Origin of the sequence: Devosia algicola (genome assembly GCF_028816455.1) — a bacterium.
Classification (GTDB): domain Bacteria; phylum Pseudomonadota; class Alphaproteobacteria; order Rhizobiales; family Devosiaceae; genus Devosia; species Devosia algicola.
On the sequence record NZ_CP118246.1, the window covers coordinates 2154076 to 2174924 of the forward strand.

At 59.2% G+C, this 20849-nt stretch carries 20 protein-coding genes, 2 tRNA genes and 2 pseudogenes; 16 read left to right on the forward strand and 8 right to left on the reverse strand.

The features are described from left to right. Positions 1-338 precede the first annotated feature (338 nt). The 4 genes from PSQ19_RS11375 to PSQ19_RS11390 all read left to right on the forward strand — a co-directional run bounded on the left by PSQ19_RS11375 (position 339) and on the right by PSQ19_RS11390 (position 5369). The gene (locus PSQ19_RS11375; RefSeq protein ID WP_282217827.1) at positions 339-3458 is read left to right on the forward strand and encodes a helicase-related protein; all 3120 of its coding nucleotides are present in this window, start codon (positions 339-341) and stop codon (positions 3456-3458) included. After that, positions 3455-3850 (forward strand): RNA-binding S4 domain-containing protein, encoded by a 396-nt coding sequence (locus PSQ19_RS11380; protein ID WP_282217828.1) that lies wholly within the window; start codon positions 3455-3457, stop codon positions 3848-3850. The genes PSQ19_RS11375 and PSQ19_RS11380 overlap by 4 nt, the downstream gene beginning before the upstream one ends. Before the next feature lie 228 nt (positions 3851-4078). Beyond that, positions 4079-4417: a ferredoxin FdxA gene (gene fdxA, locus PSQ19_RS11385; protein WP_282217829.1), complete on the forward strand. Its 339-nt coding sequence runs from the start codon at positions 4079-4081 to the stop codon at positions 4415-4417. A gap of 385 nt (positions 4418-4802) precedes the next feature. Beyond that, positions 4803-5369, forward strand: a complete 567-nt coding sequence (locus PSQ19_RS11390; protein WP_282217830.1) for a CarD family transcriptional regulator — start codon at positions 4803-4805, stop codon at positions 5367-5369. A gap of 61 nt (positions 5370-5430) precedes the next feature. On the opposite strand, the gene PSQ19_RS11395 is transcribed toward PSQ19_RS11390, so the two are convergent. From PSQ19_RS11395 to PSQ19_RS11410, 4 genes and pseudogenes are all read right to left on the reverse strand, one after another. Then, entirely contained in the window at positions 5431-5799 is a 369-nt protein-coding gene (locus PSQ19_RS11395) for a VOC family protein (RefSeq protein WP_282217831.1), read from the reverse strand. A gap of 68 nt (positions 5800-5867) precedes the next feature. After that, positions 5868-6556, reverse strand: a pseudogene (locus PSQ19_RS11400) (helix-turn-helix transcriptional regulator). A 91-nt stretch (positions 6557-6647) separates the two neighbouring features. After that, the gene (locus tag PSQ19_RS11405) at positions 6648-8060 is read right to left on the reverse strand and encodes a M48 family metalloprotease (protein WP_282217832.1); all 1413 of its coding nucleotides are present in this window, start codon (positions 8058-8060) and stop codon (positions 6648-6650) included. After that, complete coding sequence (locus PSQ19_RS11410; RefSeq protein ID WP_282217833.1) at positions 8057-8866, reverse strand: thermonuclease family protein; 810 nt, start codon at positions 8864-8866, stop codon at positions 8057-8059. The genes PSQ19_RS11405 and PSQ19_RS11410 overlap by 4 nt, the downstream gene beginning before the upstream one ends. Before the next feature lie 262 nt (positions 8867-9128). Here PSQ19_RS11410 and PSQ19_RS11415 point away from each other — a divergent pair, with 262 nt between their 5' ends. The 5 genes from PSQ19_RS11415 (at position 9129) to PSQ19_RS11435 (ending at position 11611) form a co-directional block, all read left to right on the forward strand. Continuing rightward, the gene (locus tag PSQ19_RS11415) at positions 9129-9851 is read left to right on the forward strand and encodes a hypothetical protein (protein ID WP_282217834.1); all 723 of its coding nucleotides are present in this window, start codon (positions 9129-9131) and stop codon (positions 9849-9851) included. Positions 9852-9896: 45 nt separating this feature from the next. After that, positions 9897-9974 (forward strand) — tRNA-Arg (locus tag PSQ19_RS11420). Positions 9975-10064: 90 nt separating this feature from the next. After that, the gene (locus tag PSQ19_RS11425) at positions 10065-10640 is read left to right on the forward strand and encodes an NADPH-dependent FMN reductase (RefSeq protein ID WP_282217835.1); all 576 of its coding nucleotides are present in this window, start codon (positions 10065-10067) and stop codon (positions 10638-10640) included. Between the two features lie 259 nt (positions 10641-10899). After that, a complete protein-coding gene (locus PSQ19_RS11430) occupies positions 10900-11394 on the forward strand; it encodes a CAP domain-containing protein (RefSeq protein ID WP_282217836.1) in 495 nt (164 codons plus the stop codon). Positions 11395-11446: 52 nt separating this feature from the next. Next, entirely contained in the window at positions 11447-11611 is a 165-nt protein-coding gene (locus PSQ19_RS11435; protein WP_282220685.1) for a sulfurtransferase TusA family protein, read from the forward strand. Between the two features lie 507 nt (positions 11612-12118). Here the strand turns inward: PSQ19_RS11435 and PSQ19_RS11440 are convergent. Both PSQ19_RS11440 and PSQ19_RS11445 read right to left on the reverse strand, forming a co-directional pair. After that, positions 12119-12757 (reverse strand): annotated as a pseudogene (locus PSQ19_RS11440) (D-alanyl-D-alanine carboxypeptidase family protein); the annotation flags it as partial. Between the two features lie 203 nt (positions 12758-12960). Continuing rightward, positions 12961-14700, reverse strand: a complete 1740-nt coding sequence (locus PSQ19_RS11445; protein ID WP_282217837.1) for an ABC transporter ATP-binding protein — start codon at positions 14698-14700, stop codon at positions 12961-12963. A gap of 195 nt (positions 14701-14895) precedes the next feature. On the opposite strand from PSQ19_RS11445, the gene PSQ19_RS19405 reads away from it, so the two are divergent. The 7 genes from PSQ19_RS19405 (at position 14896) to PSQ19_RS11475 (ending at position 18058) form a co-directional block, all read left to right on the forward strand. Then, positions 14896-15153: a winged helix-turn-helix transcriptional regulator gene (locus PSQ19_RS19405; protein WP_328517647.1), complete on the forward strand. Its 258-nt coding sequence runs from the start codon at positions 14896-14898 to the stop codon at positions 15151-15153. Next, positions 15150-15308, forward strand: a complete 159-nt coding sequence (locus PSQ19_RS19410) for a hypothetical protein (protein WP_328517648.1) — start codon at positions 15150-15152, stop codon at positions 15306-15308. Before PSQ19_RS19405 ends, PSQ19_RS19410 begins: the two co-directional genes overlap by 4 nt. A 3-nt stretch (positions 15309-15311) precedes the next feature. Next, complete coding sequence (gene aac(3), locus PSQ19_RS11455; RefSeq protein WP_282217838.1) at positions 15312-16094, forward strand: aminoglycoside 3-N-acetyltransferase; 783 nt, start codon at positions 15312-15314, stop codon at positions 16092-16094. Between the two features lie 91 nt (positions 16095-16185). Next, complete coding sequence (locus PSQ19_RS11460; protein WP_282217839.1) at positions 16186-17088, forward strand: AzlC family ABC transporter permease; 903 nt, start codon at positions 16186-16188, stop codon at positions 17086-17088. After that, entirely contained in the window at positions 16989-17219 is a 231-nt protein-coding gene (locus tag PSQ19_RS11465) for an AzlD domain-containing protein (protein ID WP_282217840.1), read from the forward strand. The genes PSQ19_RS11460 and PSQ19_RS11465 overlap by 100 nt, the downstream gene beginning before the upstream one ends. Positions 17220-17277: 58 nt before the next feature. Next, positions 17278-17898 carry a hypothetical protein gene (locus tag PSQ19_RS11470; RefSeq protein ID WP_282217841.1) on the forward strand — a complete coding sequence of 207 codons (621 nt, stop codon included), beginning with the start codon at positions 17278-17280 and terminating at the stop codon, positions 17896-17898. Between the two features lie 76 nt (positions 17899-17974). Further along, positions 17975-18058, forward strand: a tRNA-Leu gene (locus PSQ19_RS11475). Between the two features lie 173 nt (positions 18059-18231). Here PSQ19_RS11475 and PSQ19_RS11480 read toward each other — a convergent pair. Together PSQ19_RS11480 and PSQ19_RS19415 are read right to left on the reverse strand one after the other, a co-directional pair. Then, positions 18232-19299 carry an efflux RND transporter periplasmic adaptor subunit gene (locus PSQ19_RS11480; RefSeq protein WP_282217842.1) on the reverse strand — a complete coding sequence of 356 codons (1068 nt, stop codon included), beginning with the start codon at positions 19297-19299 and terminating at the stop codon, positions 18232-18234. A gap of 8 nt (positions 19300-19307) precedes the next feature. Next, positions 19308-20807 (reverse strand): ABC transporter permease, encoded by a 1500-nt coding sequence (locus tag PSQ19_RS19415; protein ID WP_328517649.1) that lies wholly within the window; start codon positions 20805-20807, stop codon positions 19308-19310. Positions 20808-20849: the final 42 nt, after the last annotated feature.

The following is a 20849-nucleotide window of genomic DNA, read 5'->3' on the forward strand; positions in this document are numbered from 1 at the left end:
CCCATCCTCAACAGACAAACTATTTTGCCCTCGACCCCATTAGGGTTTTGGTAACAACCACCTCGAACAATGAGAATCCGACTAAATTTAACCCATTGATAATGCTCATGAATGCGATTCGACCCCTATTTCATCCCATCGCGCTGCCTTAGTGCCGAATCACCATTCTTCCCACTAGATGCGGTATGGAACAAACCCGGACTCACGCCTTGGCGTCGATTCGGTCCGAGTTTGTTCCCTATACGTTTCAGGTGTGAATTGATCCAGAAATAGGTCGTACTAACTGTCCTTTCATGGGACACTCGCAACCCTGCCCCAAACGCCCTACATAGGCGCTGATGACCTATCACTCTTCCAGTTCGCTCAAGGCGATTCTCGGCCCCACCAATACTGGCAAGACCCACTTTGCCATTGACCGCATGCTGGCCCATGCCACCGGCATGATCGGCCTGCCGCTGCGGCTGTTGGCGCGCGAGGTCTATCATCGTGTCGTTGAGCGGGTTGGCGAGCAGGCGGTGGCGCTTATAACGGGCGAAGAACGCATAGTGCCGCCCAAACCGCGCTATTGGGTGTGTACAGTCGAAGCCATGCCCACCGACATCCCGGTGCAGTGCGTGGCCATCGACGAAATCCAGACGGCCACCGATTTCGACCGGGGACATGTTTTTACCAATCGCATCCTGCATGCACGGGGCATCAATGAGACCCTGCTGCTCGGTGCAGCCACTATGGCCCCAATCATTTCCAGGCTGCTGCCAAACGCCGAAATCATTGACCGGCCGCGCTTTTCTCAACTCACCTATGCCGGCTCCAAAAAACTGTCACGCCAGCCTAACCGCTCTGCAATCGTCGCTTTTTCCGCCCAGCAGGTCTATTCCATCGCCGAGCTGATCCGCCGCGAGCGCGGTGGTGCCGCCGTGGTCATGGGTGCGCTCAGCCCCCGCACCCGCAATGCCCAGGTCGAACTCTACCAGAACGGCGACGTCGATTTCCTCGTTGCCACCGATGCCATCGGCATGGGGTTGAACCTCGATATCCACCATGTCGCTTTTGCTGATGACACCAAATTCGACGGCCGTCAGAGCCGTCCGCTGACCCCCGCCGAACTCGGCCAGATTGCCGGCAGGGCCGGTCGCCACAGCCGCAATGGCACCTTTGGGGTAACCGGTGGCACCGATACATTTGAGGAAGAAATGATCGTTGCGCTGGAAACGCACGACTTCTCGCCGGTAAAAGTGCTGCAATGGCGCAACAATGAGTTGGATTTTTCCTCGCTCGCCACGCTGCGGGACAGTCTTGACACCACGCCCGAGCACCGAAATCTGACCCGTGTGCCGGTTGCGACAGACCAGCATGCACTCGAATTTGTCGCCCGAGGTGACGCCGGAAAACTCGCGACAGGCCCGCAAAACGTGGCACTTTTGTGGGAATGCTGCCAAACCCCGGACTATCGCGGCATCTCCCCGGCCGCTCATGGCGAGATCATCACTCGCATCTATGCCGACTTGCGCCGCCATGGCGCGGTCAACGCAGACTGGATTGCCGAGCAAGTCCGCTTCTGCGACAATAGTTCGGGTGATATTGATACCCTGTCTAACCGGATCAAGCAGATTCGGACCTGGACATTTATCGCCAACCGAAAAAACTGGCTTGAAGACCCATCCCATTGGCGCGAAAAGACCCGTGACATAGAAGACCGCCTGAGCGATGCGCTTCACGAGCGCCTTACCCAGCGCTTCGTCGATCGCCGCACCAGCGTGCTGCTCCGTCACCTGAAAGACAAACGTATGGCATCTCCAGAAATTAATGATCGTGGCGAAGTGTGGCTGGAAGGCCATCTCATTGGCACGCTCGAAGGCTTCCGCTTCTCTCTGGCCCGCACCGAGGGCGATCTTGACGTCAAAGGACTGCGCGCCGCCGCCGACCATGTGGTCGCGCCCGAAATCCACAATCGCGCTGACCGTCTGGCGGGCGCACCCAATGAAGAATTCGTGTTGGCCACCGATGGCCGTCTGCGCTGGCGCGGCGACATTGTTGCCGAACTGCTCGAAGGCGACGACCTGCTGCGTCCCCGCATCCTGATCCTGGCTGACGAAACCCTGACCGGCCCTGATCTGGAACGCGTGCAGGACCGGCTGAGCCTCTGGTTGCGTCACCACATCAATACTGTCCTTGAGCCCATCGTGACTCTGGCACAACCAGCCGACCTTGAGGGCACTGCCCGCGGCATTGCCTTTCAACTGTCCGAACATCTGGGCCTGTTGCCGCGTCACGCGGTCGCCGATGAGGTCAAAAATCTTGATCAGGATGTACGCGGCACGATGCGCAAGCATGGCATCAAGTTCGGTGCCTATCACATCTACCTGCCGCTGATGCTCAAGCCGGCGCCGCGCGAATTGGCGATTATTCTGCATGCCCTCAAGCATGGTGGTGTCCGCCAACCCGGCGTGTCCGACCTGCCCCACATCGTCTTGTCGGGCCGCACCTCCTTCCTCACCGATCCGGATATTGCCCAGAGCCTTTATGAAGTGGCGGGCTTCAAGGTCGTCGGCAAGCGCGCCGTTCGCGTCGATATTCTTGAGCGGCTAGCCGATATCATCCGCCCCCTGATCGCATTCGATCCCGCCCGCAATCAAAACGAACCACCCGTCGGCGCCGCCGAGGCCAATGGCTTCCGTGTCACCGTCGAAATGACCTCGCTTCTCGGTTGTGCCGGCGACGATTTCGCCTCGATCCTGACGGCTTTGGGGTATCGCGTCCGCCGTACACCCAAAAAACCGGTCGGAGCGCCGGTTGAGACCGCGCCAGCGGCTGAACTAGCTGCAACCGAGGCCAGCACCGAAGCGCCAATAGCTGAAGAAACGCAGCCCGATAGTGCGAATAGCCTCGATCCGGCACCGGTCGCCGAAAGTGATGCGGCCCCGATGCCGACCATCGACACAGGCGCCGAGACACCCGCCACCGATACTGTTGAGGCAGCACCATCAGCCGCGGCATCGCCACCTGATGCTTCAACCACCCCAGTCGAGACCGCGCCAGCGCCCCCAGCGCCGACCGATGCGGCTGCCCCCGACCAATCGGCGGACAAACCTGCCGAACCCGCCGAGCCCGCCGAACCCGAGTTTGACGAAACATGGTTCCCCAGCGGGCGACGTGACAATAATCGTCGCCATGGCGGCCCGCGTCGACCTGAAGGCGAAGTGCAAAAGCCACGCCAGCAACGTCCGGCCAACCGGCGTCCCGAGGGCGAAGTTCAGGATTTGAGCAAGGCCGCGCACCTCAATGGCAAGGCTCGGTTTGAAAATCGGGGCAAGGCCGAAACGCGTCCGCGTGCCGACAAGTCCCGCAATGACGCCGCACGGCAGGACAAATCGTCGCGCCCTGAGCGCAAGACTGGTTTTGATCCCGATAGCCCCTTCGCCGCCTTGGCGGCGCTGCGCAACAAGAAGCCTGAATGAGTACAGCGGGCAAGGAGCGGCTCGACAAGTACCTGTTCTATGCGCGGGCGATCAAATCGCGCACCCTGGCCCAAAAGACCATCGAAACCGGCGTGGTGCGTGTCAATGGCGAGCGCACCACCGCCAGCGACCATAAGGTTGGCCCCGGCGATGTTCTGACCATGAGCCTGCATGAGCGCATCATGGTGTGGCGCATCGTCGCTACCGGGACACGCCGTGGTCCGGCCTCCGAAGCCGCCCTGCTCTACGAGGATATCTCGCCCGCGCCCGTTCCACGCCAGCACCACTCGGCCTTTGATGCGGCCATCGCCGAGCGCGAACCGGGTACCGGTCGCCCGACCAAGAAACAACGCCGCCTGACCGATCAGCTGCGCCCCGATGCCAAGGATTGATTGCTACCAACCCATCCTGATTACGCGATAAACTGGCGCTTTGAAGCCTCTGCCGCCATGGCTCTCGACGCCAGCGCAACTTGATGCTAGCGAGAGCCGCCACGGCGCCAAAACCTGCCCCCTGCCGCACTTGCAGCAGCATTGAAAAGAGTTTAGCACCGGTGGGCCGGTTGCGTTCCGACGCCAGACCGGCCACCGCCAGAATTGCCCGCAGGAACAGCCCGCCAGATGACCTATCTCGTCACCGACAACTGCATCAAATGCAAATATACCGATTGCGTCGAGGTGTGTCCCGTCGATTGCTTCTATGAAGGCGAGAACATGCTCGTCATCCATCCCGACGAATGCATTGATTGTGGTGTGTGTGAACCCGAATGCCCAGCCGAAGCCATCGTTCCCGACACCGAAGGCGGCTTGGACAAATGGCTCGAGATCAACACCAAATACGCCAATCTATGGCCCAATCTGTCCGAACGGCGCGACCCACCGGCTGACGCCGAGAAGTTCGACGGGCAAACCGAAAAGTTCGAGAAGTACTTCTCGGCCGAACCCGGCGAGGGCGATTGAACTCTCCACAAGCGTTTTATTGAAAAACGATGCTGAACAGCCCAGATATGTGGGATATTCGTGCACTTCCAGTAGGATTATTGCCCATTTGGTGGTTTTATCGGTTCACCTCGCAACCGAAAGCTGGTTGATTCGCACCTTTTGATTTTGCTGAATTTTTGTGCTATGTTGTTCCTACATGCAGAGAACGCCCGTCTTTCGACACGTGCCCGCGGGCACTTTTTTTGACAGGATCATCAACATTGATGCGCAGTTGTCCGGCCGATGCGGATCCGGGCGCCTGCGAGTTTGACTGCGTACAGCCCGATCGGGGCGATTAATAAGTACGGAGTGGATGGGCTTTCCGCAAAGAACCATCCATCGGGGCGTCAATAAGGAGTTCCAAATGGTAGTCAAGAAGACACAGCAGCGGCTCGGTTTCAAAACGGGCGAGTATGTTGTCTATCCCGCACACGGGGTTGGCATGATTGTGTCGATCGAAGAACAGGAAGTTGCCGGACATTCCCTCGAATTGTTCGTCATCAACTTCGAACAGGACAAGCTGACCTTGCGTGTTCCGGTTGCCAAGATCAAATCGGTCGGCATGCGCAAGCTTGCCGAGGAAAACCTTGTTGCCCAGGCACTGCACACCGTCACCGGTCGTGCCCGCGTCAAGCGCACCATGTGGTCACGTCGCGCCCAGGAATATGAAGCCAAGATCAATTCGGGCGACCTGATTTTCATCTCTGAGGTTGTACGCGACCTGTATCGTTCTGAGGAGCAGCCGGAACAGTCCTATTCGGAACGCCAGTTGTTTGAGCAGGCCATGGACCGCATGAGCCGCGAACTCAGCGTGGTCAATCGTCTGACACTGACCGAATCCGTGCAGCTTATCGAGAAAAATCTCGCCAAGTCGCCCAAGCGCACCAAGTCGGATTCCTCTGACTCCGATACCGAGGAAGCTGCCGCCTGATTGGCGACATCGAATTGAATGAACAAGGCCGGGAGCAATCCCGGCCTTTTTTTGCCCGCTATCAGTTGGCGGAATGATAGACCCGAAGCCGATGGCCGTCACTGTCCTCGGCCACAAAGTTCAGGCCAAAATCGAGCATGATTGGCTCCTGAATCATTTTGACACCCAGCCCTGACCACTGCTCAAAGCAGGCGCCAACCGCGTCCATATCCGGTTTGGCAATGCAGATTTCGCTGCCACCCCCAATCCCGACGCCAGCGCCCTTCGGTAGCACCGCATCGCGTGCCCAAAACCCGATTTTTGCCCCGTCTGGCAAAACAAACATGGCAAAGCCAGCCGATTGGTCGGTCGGCTGCACACCAAGCAGCGGCGCATAAAATTCGGCACTGGCCGCAGGATCATTGACATATAAAATCGTTAAAGCCGACATGGCGATCTCCTTTGTTTGGAGGCCAAAACTAGCACCGCGTACTGCCAGAACTTGGCAGCATGATCGCACTACATCGACACATTTTCGCTGGCACGCCACTGCTTCAACAACACCTGACGTCGCGGCTGATACCGCTTGTCGATAACTGTCAGGGCGCTGATCCGGTCCAGCCTGAAGTGGCGAAAATCCTCCCGCAGGCTCGCACCAGGCCAGCACAATTTGTACCCGGTCGAAAAACCCCATGCCAAACGGCCAGATCGTGCGATCCGTCCCCGCCCCGCTCACGTCCGCATATGTTATGTGCACCTTGCGCTCCGCCCGAATGGCCTCGCGCAATTGCGCAATGTCGATATTGACCGCCTCCAGCGGTGCGGCGGCACCAACCAGCAGGGTCGACCTTTCCAACTCATCACGAAGGCTCGCTCGGAATAACAGCGGCAATCTTAGCCAGCGCATCACTTGCGGCGGCCCCCAACCGGTCGTCGGCCCGTCGCGCCACCCAGCGCGACCCCAGCACCAGGGCCTCAATCTCTTCGGGGGAAAACATCAGTGGCGGCAGCATGAACCCTGGCCGCAACACATAGCCGACCCCGGCCTCGCCCTCGATTTGCGCACCTTGCGCCTGCAGGCTGGCAATATCGCGATAAAGCGTGCGGATCGAAACGCCGACGTCCTGCGCCAGCACTCGCCCGCTTACCGGATGACGGTAGCGCCGCAAGGCCTGCAATAATTGCAACAGACGCTCGGATCGCGACATGCCGCGCCTCCCCGCCAAACCCGCCGATCGCTACTGCAGCGTCACGGTCTTGTATTGTTTGCCTGTTTCCACCGGATCGCCGGGAAACAGATTATTGATAATGTAAAACAGGCTCCGGCCCCCGGCTCAGCCCCGACATGCGGCGCGCCAGACTGTCCGCACTGTCCCCGGACTTGGCGGTGATCACCTTAATGCCAACCTTGTGGATCGCCCCGAGGTCCGCCGCCGTCGTACGCCGAAAGCTCTTGAGCGTTGCTTCAGCGCCCGAGGCAAACCGGCTCGTATCGGCCTTGGCGGCAAAAATGAACCGATAGACATCGCCGTCAAGGCGAGCCACCGACACACGGAAATACCATTGATCGGTGCGCGCCACGCCCGACGCCATGTCAATGCCATTATAGCTCTGTGCCTTGACGCTGTCTGGTTTCAACCCGGCAATCCAGCCCGAATTGAGATAGTCCACCAACGGCACATTGGGGGCCACTTCGGCGCTGTCAAATCGTACCGCCTCGCCATCGCCGGCGACCCCGACCACGGCGCTTTGCGAATTTTGCAGCGTATAGCCTTTGGGCACGCTGAAGGTGAATTTGCTCGACGATTGGATAAAGCGTTGGCCAATGATCGAGCCCTGCGCCGGACTGTCGCCAAAGGTCAGGCCATCAATTGATGCCATATAGCCCGACCGGTCCATGTCACCGGCCCCGGCCGCGCCAAACAGGCTGCTGGCCGTTTGCACCGCCTTGGCAACGCGATCCGGCGTTGAGGGGTGCGACGACAAAAAGTCCCCGCCGGACGACTCGCCCGCCGAAAACTTGGCAAATCGCCCCATCACGCCAAGAAAACGCGCGGCCGCATGAGGATCATAGCCCGCCTTGCCGGCGATCTTGATGCCTTCCCGGTCCGCTTCGAGTTCCTGATTTTGGCTAAAGGCTGCCATCGATTTTGCGCGATTGGCCGCTTCGGTCTGACTGTCCTGGCCAAAAACCGAACTCAACACCCGATCCACCAGGCCGGTTGTGCGATTGCGTTCAGTGCGCGCCCGCGCATGGCGAAGCGTCACATGGGCAATTTCATGAGCCAAAACGGCTGCCAGTTCGCTGGTGTCCGACGCCAGCGCCAAAATCCCGCGGGTCACATAGATATAGCCCCCCGGCAGGGCGAAGGCATTGACCTCGGCACTATCGAGAATGGTCACGGTAAACTGGGTGTTGGGCTGGTCGGCAGCGGACAACAGGCGGCCCACAATGCGCGCAATCATGATCTCGGCGGGTCGGTCCGAATAAACCCCGCCATAGGCAGCAATTGTGCGTGGATGCTCGCGCCGCCCGATGACGGCATCGTCCGGCTCTGTCCCGGCGGGCACCACGGTTGGCGCCCGATTGTCCCCAATTGAGCTGACCGATACCCCCGATCCGGTCAAGGAGGTACAGGCGGTCAACGCTACCAGAGCGGTGAGCACCACGCTGTTGCGCAATCCACGTGACAAGCCGGCAAAAATATTCATGGCGTGGCCAGGACCTCAATCTGCTCGGGATGGGTGATTTCGATTCGTGGACCATCCCGCTCGTCCACCCATCCCCTTATACGCACCAGCGCGCCCTCCAGTTGCAAAGGATCGCGATCAAGGGCGGCAAACAATTTTTGTGCGGGCGCTTCGATAACGGCGGTAAAATCTTCCTTCCACCGCCGTCCAAAATTCAGGTAGACGCGCCCACCCGCTTCGTCGGCCAGCAACACCCGGCCTTCAACCAGTTCATAATGCCCGACGCGATCCAGAATCCGGTCTGGATGGTCAGCCAGCCGAATGCTGTAATATGGGTCGCTCCAGATACCAAGCCTTGCCGTGCGCGCACGTCCTTCAGCGGCATAAAGTTGATCAAGGCATTTGCGATTATCGGCAAATGAATAGACACGTGCCATTCCCTGCTCGACCATCGCCTCCTGCGCCCAGATTTCACCGCCCTCGGTGACTACAAATACCTGGGCCAGGGCGCGATCATAGCGGTCGACCTGCTCTCCGCCATATTTGAGCCGCACCTGGTGATCCAGCGCCAGCTTTTCCAGCGCTTCCTTGGCGTCTTGCGCTTTTGGCCAGGTTTCAAAACCCGCGCGGCCAAGCGGCAGTTTTGGCGCCTGCGTGCCAATCATGCGCACGACAATCCCACTATCAAGCACGATGGTATCGCCATCGGTGACCTGCACCACTTTACCCACCGGGCCGGGCCGCAAATCGTCGCATGCTCCCGCATCCACAACACTTGCAGAAAAGGCGGCAAACGCTGCGATACTGGCAATTGCGGACTTGAGCAAATCAGGCCTCTGAAAAGAATTGGTTCACCATGCACCTTAATAAGGCAAAAAATGATTACTGCGGACAACTCAGAATTATTTTGTTGCCAAGGCCGACAGATACGCGCGCCAGTGTGGCTCCCATGCCCCACATTGTCGGCTCAATCGCGCCCGGTGTGGACCCGAATCATCAAGCAGTGCAATCAAACCAGCGCTTTGGCACAAATTGACAGCGAATCAGCGCATTATCCTGCTCGACGCCTTAGCTAACGGAACTGCCGATATGCTCGCCGAAATCGCCACCTACGCCACCAGCGTCGTAGCGACCCCAAAACCCTTTCGCAAACACCTTGGTCCCGCCATCGGCCTATGGGCACGCGGTCGTCGACAGCATGTCGCCTGGACCCGCCATATCGCGCGAACCAACCTGTTGCTGGGGCAGACATGCGCCGATCAGCCCGGCCATGACACCGCCGTTATTCTTGGGTCCGGCCCCCTGTTTGACGTGCCCCTCAAAACCATTGCCAAAAAATTCGCCACTGTGCTTCTGGTCGATATCGCCCATCTCGCGCCCGCCCGGCGGCAAATGCGCGATTTTGCCAATGTGCACCCGGTGTGGCACGATCTGTCACCAGCGCAAAACCCCGACACTCTGGATTTTTTGCACGCAATCAATGGCTTGGACTGGGTGGTGTCGCTCAACCTCGCCTCGCAGCTGGCGGCATCGGTGCCCGAACAGAATCAGCGCGCCGTCATAGATGATCATCTCGATGGATTGCTGGCGCTGGACTGCCCGGTGACACTGGCAACCGACCTCAATTGCACACTGACCGACAAACGAGGCAATTTGCAGCAAAGTTTTGACTTGTTAGGCACCCGTGCGATGCCCCCGGCACCGCATCGCTGGACCTGGGAAGTCGCCCCTTTCGGCGAAGATAGCCGCCACTGGCGCCGAACTCATGCCATGGCCTTTTACCCGGACTGGAAAGCCGCCAGTTCAAACTGAAAAGACTTTATTCATCGCCCCGCTTTGTCTAAGTTGCGCCCGGCTGGTCCCGTAGGCTCAGCAGGATAGAGCACAGGATTCCTAATCCTGGGGTCGTGGGTTCGAATCCCGCCGGGATCACCATCGTCAAACCGTCCATTTCTTGCACAATCTATGCGCTTTGGTCAGACTGCGCATCGAGACAAGGACGGCTGTCGGCCATATTGTGCACCCATGAAATTCGTTATTATTTCCTGCAGTCCTGCCCCGATTGGTCGGAGCTACCTCATCGCACGCGAGGTTGCGCGATTACTCACCAGTCGCGGCCACGCCGCAACATTTATAGACTTGCGAGCGGTAAACCTGCCGCCGTTTGACAATGCGGATAGCCTGTCACATCCCGATTATGCGCGGGTGCACAGGGCAATATTGGAGTCTGACGGCATATTTCTCGCTACTCCCGTCTACAATTGGAGCGTGGGAAGTGCAGCCAAGAACCTGATCGAACTGACGGGTGCGACCAACAAGAACGGATTAGGCGTGGCCTGGTTTGACAAGATAGTCACGTTTCTTTGTGCAGGAGGGTTGCCGCACAGCTATATGGCCTATGGTTCGACGGCCCTTTCGCTAATGCTTGATTTTAAGTGCGTTATCAATCCTTACGCGGTTTATGCGACCGATCGCGATTTTAGTGACGATCACACATTCAGCGACACTCTGACGGCCCGTATTGACAAGACAGTGCAGGTCAAGATCGAACTTGCCAAAGGCCTGAGCGGGCGACGGTATCGGTCAAAATGGGAGGTTTAGGACTTGGTGCCGCGCAAAACCGTAACCGTCCGATCATTCCTTCTTGGCGCGACAAGAGACACCGGCAACTGGGCGCAATACCCCGTCGGCCCGCAAACCCGTCAACCATTTCCGAATGCGCCTCGGCTCCCCTTGTCGGTCATTCGCGCGCTGGCCTATCGATCAACGAGGCCAAGATGTTACTATCGCGCCAGATCGCCTTTGAATTGACGTGAACGGCAGCAATGAGGGCGGCTGACCATTATTCTTGAGGAACACCATGACCGCTGACCACCAGACCACGCGCCCGCTCCGTCGCTTTGCCGTCGCCACCCTTGTCGTCGTCACCGGGCTGGCCATCGCCGCCTGCAGCAGCGGCGGGGCAATGACACCGTTGCATCCCGGCCTGAGCGCCCGGATGGACCAGCCCAATGCAGTGCTCGATCGCACTCAGGCCGTGGCCATCGTCAATGCCTATCGCACGACCCAGGGTGTCGGTCCCCTGTCAAACGATGTTGGCCTCGACGGCACCGCCCAGGCTCTGGTCAATCAATATGCGTCAACCGGCACCCCGCCCAAAACCCCTTCAGGACTTATCGGCATGAAGCTGAGCGCGGGCTATTCAACCTTTGCCGAAACCTTTTCCGGCTGGCGCAACAACCCCGCCGATGCCATGGGCCTGACCCCCGCCAACGCCACACGGGCGGGCATAGCCACCGCCTATAATGGCACATCGGGCTATGGGGTATATTGGGTATTGATCCTTGATCAGTGAGCTTGGCCTGATCGACGCGCGCGGGCTCAAATGCCCGCTGCCCGTTCTCAAGATGGAAAAACGCCTGACCGAATTGGCGCCCGGGCAGACCCTGACAATTATCGCCACCGACCCCATGGCAAAAATCGATATTCCCCTGTTCTGTCGCCAGCACGGTCACGCCCTCTCCATCGTGCAACAGGGCGACGCCACTCATTTTGTCGTGGTCAAGGCCTGAAACAATCCCCGAACAGTCGGCACCCGCCTTGTGCCAAACTGGCAAGGCCGGTCGGCGCCAGGCCAATTCTAGTTCAAAAACGCCGGACGCGGCCGTGGCTGAGGGATATTCTGGTTTGCCGCACGGGGCGCCAGAGTCGGCCGCAAGTCCGGTGCCAGATCGGCCTGCACGCCCAATGTCGGCAAATGCGTCGGTCGTGGACGCGGCAGCGTCACGCCCGAGCGAATACGACCCATGGTACTGGCCTGGTAGATCACCGGCGCGACCGTGTCGGTCAAATTGCTTGGCTGGCCCTTCATGCCGAACGGAAAGGCGCTTTCCTGTGCCTTGACATAGGCTCTTGGCCTCTTTGCCACAGATCAGCGGTCGCATATTGACCGGCGCCGTGCCGCGCTGATTGGCCAGCGACAGAACCGATTGCCCACGGCTCTTGAGCGCCCCCGAAAACCCTTTGAGCATCAGTTCTGCCGCCCGCTCATTACGCTCGCGCGCTGATGATGCCCCCAGCACCACCGCCAGGTAGCGTCTGCTACCGCGACTTACCGTGGCGACCATATTGAGCCCCGACGCGCAGATAAAGCCGGTTTTCATGCCGGTTGTACCCGCAAAGCTGGTCAGCAATGCATTGTTGGACTCCAGTTTTTTCTTGCCCAGTTGCACATAATCGGTGCCGAATATCGGCGCATATTGCGGAAAGCTCTGCCAGATATAGAGCGACAGGATCGCCAGGTCCCGCGCCGAAGTCACCTGTGTCTCATCGTCGAGCCCGTTGGGATTGACATAATGTGTCGCGCTCAATCCCATGCGGGCCGCCGTCTCGTTCATCATTGCCGCAAATCCGGCTTCCGAACCGCCCACCGTTTCGGCAATCGCCATGGCAACATCATTCGCCGACTTGACCAGCATGATGTAAAGCGCATCCTTCATCGTCATCGCCGTATCAACCGGCAGGCCCGATTTGCTTGGCGCCTGATTGATTGCCTTGCGTGACAAAGTGACCGGGGTATCAAGACTGATCCGCCCCGCCGCAATTGCTTCAAACGTCACATAGGCCGTCATCAACTTGGTCAATGATGCCGGATGCCAGGGGACACCGGCATCCTGGGCGTAAAGCACATCAAGCGTATCCATGTCGACCAGCAGCATCGGCGTCGCGCGGGCGACCCCGGTTGCCAGACCGAAGGCGACCAAAATCAGAAAAACCAGGCGTTGAGCAAATTGCACGAAACGATAGCTCCGGATCGGGTGAAAGCGCAGGCTCTCTTACCAGCGCCGCGACCTTATCTCAATGCACCCGCCCCCCACTGACAGGGTTTTGAACCCCTTACTGTAACTGGTCGCTACGCCGATCACCCCTCGCCCGCCGCCTGTGCCACCGGGCCGAACTGGGCCTCATGCAGCCGCGCATATTCCCCTTTGGCAGCAAGCAGTTGCCCATGTGTGCCCGCTTCTACTAGCCCGTTTTCCCCCACTACGACGATGCGGTCGGCATTGCGAATGGTGGCAAGACGGTGGGCCACCACCAGCGTCGTGCGCCCGCGCGATAATGCCGCAAGCGATTGCTGGATAGCGAACTCGGTGGCTGTATCGAGCGCCGATGTCGCCTCATCCAGAATCAGGATCGGTGGATTTTTGAGAAAAATCCGCGCAATCGCCAGACGTTGTTTCTGCCCGCCTGATAATTTGACTCCGCGCTCACCCGTTAGCGTATCAAGTTCCTCCGGCAATCCCAACACAAACCGGTCCAGCGAGGCACGGCGCAACGCCTCGACAATTTCATCGTCACTGGCATCCAGTCGTCCATAAGCGATGTTGTCGCGGATGGTGCCGCCGAACAGAAACACGTCCTGGGCGACAATGCCGATCTGGGCACGCAGGCTGGCCTGCGTCATGTCCCGAATGTCCATGCCATCAATGACGATCTCGCCATCATCGACTTCGTAAAAGCGCGGCAGAAGCGAACAGATTGTGGTTTTCCCGGCACCCGATGGCCCAACGAACGCAACGGTTTCCCCCGCCTTGATAGAAAGGTTCAGCCCCTCAAACACCTTTCCGGCCTCGCCATAGCCGAAACTGACATTGCGATACTCAATATCCCCCATGAGTTGGGCAACCGCCACCGCGCCGGGCCGGTCGGCAATATCAGGCGCTGTATCGATCAGGCTGGTAAAGCGTTTGAACCCCGCGATCCCCTTGGGATAGCTTTCCAGAACCGAAGTGATCTTGTCGATTGGCCGGAAAAACACATTGACCAACAGCAAAAATCCCACGAACCCGCCATAGCTCAATTCGCCCGCAATGACGAAAAATGTGCCCGCCACCATCACCACCAGCTGCACGAACCGGGTGCTGAAATAGGATAGTGTGATGCTCGCCGTCATATAGGCATAGGCATTGAGTTTTGTGGCGCGATATCCCTCATTGTTGAGTGCAAACAGGGCACGCTCATGGTCCTCATTGGCAAACGCCTTGACCACACGAATGCCGCCTACGCTTTCGCTGACCCTGGTGTTGAACTCGCCCACCTGGCGAAACAGCCGTCGCCAGTTTTCCGTCATCTTGGCGCCATAGCGGCTCACCAGCCAGGTCATGAACGGCACGATGGCGGTGGTGATCAGCGCCAGCTTCCACTGCACGGTAAACATCAGGATGAAAGCACCGACAAAGGTCATGATGGCGATAAACAGATCTTCGGGCCCGTGATGGGCAACCTCCCCCACCTCTTCGAGGTCCTTGGTCACATGGGTGATCAGGTGCCCGGTCTTGTTATTGTCGAAATAGCGAAAACTGAGTTTCTGGATATGATCGAACGCCTCGCGTCGCATGTCGGTTTCAATCGAGATACCCAGCGCGTGGCCCCAATAATTGACCACCGCCATCAATCCCGTATTGAGCGCATATATCCCCAGCAGCAGCGCTGCCACCGCCGCGATCAGCCCCCAGTTCTGCCCGGGCAGCAAAGTGTCGATGAAAAGTTTGACCGCCAGAGGAAAGCCGAGTTCGAGAACCCCCGCCAGGACGGCACAGCCAAAATCGAGCAGAAACAGCCGCTTATAGGGCAAATAATAGGCAAAAAAACGCGCGAGCATGATAGTTCCGATAAAGGCCGGCCAACCAGAAGCCGACCATCAATCATAGCCGAACCCATGCAGACGCACTATGTGTTCAACCCCTGTTTATTGATCCGCGATGGCCATCGGCCCGGCCCGTTGCCTAACAGCACTAGGCACGAACAGTAACCTAGCCTATAATGGTAACCTAAGATCATAAAGGGAATGCCCGCCATGTCACTCACTGATACCAGCCAATCGTCCAACTGTGCCGCCATGTCCGACGTGCTCAATCGCATCGGTGACAAATGGAGCGTCCTGGTCGTCGGCATCCTCGGACGCAGCGGCACCCTGCGCTTTAACGAACTCAAACGCACCATCAATGGCGTCTCCCAACGCATGCTGACATTGACGCTGCGCAATCTGGAGCGCGACGGTCTGGTCACGCGCACTATCTATCCCGAGGTTCCCCCCGGGTTGAATATGGCTTGACCGAACTGGGCAAGACCCTGCAGGTGCCGATCAGCGGCCTTTGGGATTGGTCGGCAGAACACCACGCCACCATTGTTGAGGCCCGCGCCATCTATGACAGTCGGCAGGTCAGCGACGACAAGACACCTGCCAAGATCGCCTATGCACGCGGCTAAGCCATGCTGACCCGCGCCGATCTCGCCGCCCAGTTTACCGATCTGGGCCTTGAGGAAGGCGACGCCGTTTTGGCCCACGCAGCACTGCGCAAGGTCGGGCCAATTGTAGGGGGTCCCGACGCCTTGATTGCCGCCATCATCGATGTCATCGGCCCCAGCGGCACCTTGTTAGGCTATTGCGACTGGCAGGGCGAGGACGATGCCAACGCGTCGCCGCTCCTGCGCGATGCCGTGCCGCCATTCGATCCGCAATCGTCCCGGTCAATCCGCGACAATGGCGCATTCCCTGAACTGTTGCGCACGACCCCCGGCGCCCGCCGCAGCGCCAGCCCCGGCGCCTCCTGTGCCGCGCTGGGGGGCAAAGCCGATTGGTTCACCGCCGATCATGCCCTCGACTATGGCTATGGTCCGCAATCCCCTTTCGGCAAACTGGTGCAATCGGGTGGCAAAACCATGCTGATCGGCGCGCCACTCGATACCATGACCCTGCTGCATCATGCCGAACATCTGGCACAAATCCCCAATAAACGCTTGCGGCGCTACGAAACGCCCATGCTGGTCAACGGCCATAAGGTCTGGCGCTCGATTGAGGAATTCAACACCTCGATTCCAGTGGTCGCGGGTCTGGCCGACGATTATTTTGCCGACATCGTCAGCGCCTTTCTGGCCACCGGCCTTGGCAATACCACCTTGATTGGCCAGGCGCGTACTGTCCTGGTAGATGCCCGCGAGATTGTGCAATTTTGCGTGGATTGGCTGGAGAAGCGTTGTCCCGATCGACCATGACCTTGCCATCGCCAACCCATATGCCTGCCATCAGCAAAATTCATCGCCAAGCCGATTTCCTACTAACAGCGAACCCTATAGCGTGCGCGCCATGAACGCCCCCGCCCCAAACACCCGCCAGATCGCCAAGGACCAGTTTTTTCTGGGCGCGCGCGCCTGCATTCCCGTTGCCATTTCCGTTTCCGCTTATGGCCTTGTATGGGGCGTTCTGGCCAAGGGTTCTGGGCTGACGGTGCTCGAAGTGATCCTGATGAGCGGTCTGGTCTTTGCCGGCTCAGCCCAGTTCGTCGCCCTCGAACTCTGGACCGCAACGCCCTCGGCCCTGCCTATCGGCGCACTGATTGTTGCCGCCTTGATCGTCAATCTGCGCTATATGTTGTTGACGGCGACCCTGCGCCCCCTTTTTGCGCCCGACCAAATGCGCGGCGGTTTCTGGCGCATGTTTCTGGTCACCGACGAAAATTGGGCCATGACCGTCGCTGAAATGGCCCGTGGCGGTGGCTCCCGCGCCTTCCTGCTCGGCGGTGGCGTTTTGGCCTATTGCTGCTGGATGGTGTCGACCCTGACCGGGCGAATGCTCGGTGCTGTCATCGACGATCCCAGCCGCTACGGCCTCGATTTTGCCTTTACCGCCACTTTCCTGGCACTGCTCTTGGGCATGTGGCGCGGCAAGGCCGACCTGATCCCCTGGCTCGTCGCCGCCGTTACCGCCATCATCTGCGCCAAACTGCTGCCGGGCAGCTGGTACATTTTGATTGGTGGCATCACCGGCAGCCTTGCTGGTGCCGCCATCGAAACTTTTGTCGGGGGCCGCCGTGCTGAGTCTCGCCTGAAGCCCTCATTGCCATTGCCGGGATGGCGGTTGTTTCGTTCGGCATCAAGGCCAGCGGGCTTATGCTGGCCAACAAATTGCCGCGTCAGGGCTTTGCCGCCGCCTGGATCAAGAACATTCCCGGCGCGGTCCTGGCTTCGCTTGTCGCCCCTGCCATCATGACCGGCAATCTGGCCGAAGCGCTGGCCGCCATCGCCACCGGCATTGTCTTCATTCTCACCCGCAGCCTGATTGCCGCCATGGCCATTGGCGTGCTGTCAGTATATCTCGTGCGTCTGGCGCTGGGCGCTTAAGGGAACACCATACCGCTCAAGATCGTTGTTCCCCTGACCCCTGCAATTGGAGGATCAAATGAGAACCGTAACCGCGCTTTTTGAAGATTATGATCACGCCGCCAGTGCCGTGCGGGCACTCGAAGCGGCCAACTTTAAGAGCGATGAAATTTCCCTCGTCATCGCAACGCTTGACGACAATGTTCCCGAAGAGCCCACCCCCGTCGATGACGAAATCGCCGACGACGCCCAGGCAGGCGTCGGCATTGGCGCGGTGGTCGGTGGTGCGGGCGGTTTTCTGGCCGGCCTTGGCGCATTGGCCATTCCCGGCATCGGGCCGGTCATTGCTGGCGGTTGGCTTGTCGCCACGGCAATCGGGGCAGTGACGGGTGCAGCGGTTGGTGGCGCCACCGGCGGCATTGTTGGCGCGCTCACCCAATCAGGTGTGCACGAATCCGATGCCCACGTTCTTGCCGAGGGCATACGCCGCGGCGGCACTGTTGTGTCGGTGCGAACAAACGATCAGGGCGCTGATAGCGCCGAAGCCATTTTCAAAAAAGCCGGTCGGGTCAATCTCGATGAAAAGCGCCACCAATTTGAAACCAGTGGCTGGGAACGGTTCGACCCCGATGCTCCCGCCTTCGTCCAGGATCCACTTCTGGGCGGCCGCGACTTGCGCAATTTTCCACGTCGGCACTAAAAACCAGCCCGCGAACGATCAAACAAGCCATTCTGCCTGTTGCAGCCACCAAAATCCTGCGCTACAGAAGCCCTGTGCCCTCCTGGCGGAATGGTAGACGCACCTGACTCAAAATCAGGCGGGGAAACTCGTGCCAGTTCGAGTCTGGCGGAGGGCACCACACTTCTTCAAATAGGTGCAGTTGGCCGCCTCGCAACCGCTCGAGGCACGGTGGACAAACCCGATCAGGGTGCGCCAACGACCCCCACACCGTCGGCAATTTGGCCTGATGGGAACAGGATGACGCGCGCCCCCTCTTCAAGCCCACCGACAATTTCAGCGTCATCTGGCGACCTATGGCCGATTTCCACTGTGCTCAATTGTGCCTTGCCATCCACCACTGCAAAACAGCGCCAGCCCCCATCCTGCTGGAAAAGGGCGCTTGTGGGAATTGTCAGAACGTCTTGACCTTCCCAGATCACGATCTGTGCCTCGACACGATAGCCGACGCCCAGGCTCGCCGGGCGGATCAATCAAGGTGCCGATCACATTGACCCGCTGCTCCTGAACACCAAGCGTCGAGGTTTCGGTGAACGCGGTCTGCTCGATACGGGTAACCTGACCGAGCAACGTGCCACCGCCACCCCATTCACTAACCAGCAATTTGTTGCCGACTCGCACCTTGACCGCATCTTCGGACAGGACGGCGATGACCACTTCCAGATTGCCCGTATCGCCCATCCGCAATAGCGGCGCGCCAGCAGCAACCACGCGCTCGTCCTTTTCAAGCACCTCGAGCACGGTACCGATTGCGGTGGCACGAATCGGCACCACCTCGTCCTTGCCATTGCCGCTCTGTTCATTGCCAAGGTTGGCTCTTGCACCCCTCAGATCGGCGTCGGCAGCTTCTAGGGTCGCCTCGGCGACGTGAACCTGTTGCTCTGCCGCCGCCAGGGCGAGTTTATCCTGCTCGATGGTTTCGGGACTAACAACGTTGCGATCGCCAAGTGACTGGCTTCTATCCGCTTCGCGTTCAGCTTGTTTGGCTTGGGCCTCTGCCTTTTGCACCTCGGCTGCCGCCTGGTCACGGCGCGCTTGGGCCGCGGCAATTTGAGCCTGGGCGATCTGCACGGCGCGCGGCGTATCGGGCGGCGGCATAAGCCTTGCAACGATCATGCCCGCACTGACCGCGTCACCTTCCCGAACCGTAATGGGCTGCAATTGCCCGGCCACAGGCGCGCTAATGACATAGGCGTTGCGGGCACGCGTTTGACCCTCCTCGGCAACTGTTTCCTGCATCGGCTGTCGGGTCAGGGTCGCCGTCGTTACAGCAACGCCCTGATCGAGGAGCAATGAGGCGAGCAGCGCCGCACCCACAACAGCGACGGCAACGAGGGCGATGACAACAGTGCGCTTCTTCATAGTCTCACCTATTCTCTGGTTTTTAGCACTTCGATCAGATCCATCCGATCCAGGCGGCGGCGAACGATCCACGCGCTTATCAGTGCGGCAACCACGGTAATCGCCGATGCCAGGAGATATGTCTGCGGGTTAACGATCAGGGGAATGCGATAGGTCTCCGATGCCAGACCGGCAGCAACCGCGCCCGCCAGGGCAAAGCCGAGATAACAACCAATGGGCAGGGCCAGAATCGTGCTGATCGCCTGTTCACCGAAAAGCAGGACCGCAACCTCATTGCGCGAAAATCCCAGGACGCGCATGCTGGCGAGTTCGCGCCCACGCTCGGACAGCGAAATCCTCGCCCCATTATAGATCACCGCCACGGCAATGACGCCGGAAAATCCCAGAATAAAGAAAACACCGACATAAAGGCTTTGCGCCAACTGCGCCTCAAACGCGGCCAGCATTTGGGCCGTAGAAGCAACACTGGCGACCGTCGGGAGGTGTTTTAGCGTGGCGCTCGTGGCCCCTGTCGCCGCGCTCCGCAGGCTCAAATAGGCACCCGAAACCGTATTGGCGCCACCGATCATCTGGTGCAGCGCATCAATATTGGCATAGACCGAAATGCCAACGAAATCGCCGACCACGCCGGCAATGGGTGCGCGCACGGTTCGCTTGGCACCATCGAGAAACTCGACATCGATCATGTCGCCCGGCACAACGCCGAGTTCGGTAGCCAAAAGGTCACTGATCATCAATCCCTCGGGCGGCAGGGGTTGCACCCCGCCACGCGTCGTCACGATCTGGCGCAATATGCCATTGCCCTGCAGGCCGGTAATGCCCACCTCGTGCTTGCGATGCCCGTAGCTCAGACGCGCCGGCGCAATCAGGAACGGTTCAACCCGCGTTACCCCATCGATATGGCCCAGATCAAAACGCACCCGGCTCGAGACCGGTTGATTGAAGGTGAGGGACAGGTCTTCGCGCTGAGCAACATCGAACTGCAACCGCATCATGTAGCCAACGCCATCAAACATGAACATGCCAATGACCAGAATCGCCACCGAAAACGCCACCCCGACAACCGAGAACAAGGTGCGTACCGGTTGCCGCTCGACATTGCGCAGGATCATTCTGCCCGCGGTTGGCAAAATTCGACCCAGGCCGATCCGTTCAAATGGTCCAGCCGCGAAACGGGCTGGTTGCTCGGGTCGCATGGCTTCGGCTGGTGGCAGCGACACCGCCGCCCTGACCGCGTTCAAGGCGCCAAAACCGGCGGCAAGCGCGCTGCCCCCAACCGCGACGGCGATCAGGCCGACACTGACGTCATAGCGCAATGTTGGAAAACTGAAATAGCCGCCATAGACACCGACCATCGCCTGGCCCAACGGTATGCCCGAGACGATACCAAGCATGGCGCCCGCCAGCACCGCCACCATGGCAAACAGAAAATAGTGGGCGCCTACCTCGAGATTGGAATAGCCGAAAGCCTTGAGAACCGCGATTTCGCTGCGCTGGGTGCTGATCATTCGCCCCAGGACAAGATTCAACAAAAATGCTGCGACCCCGAG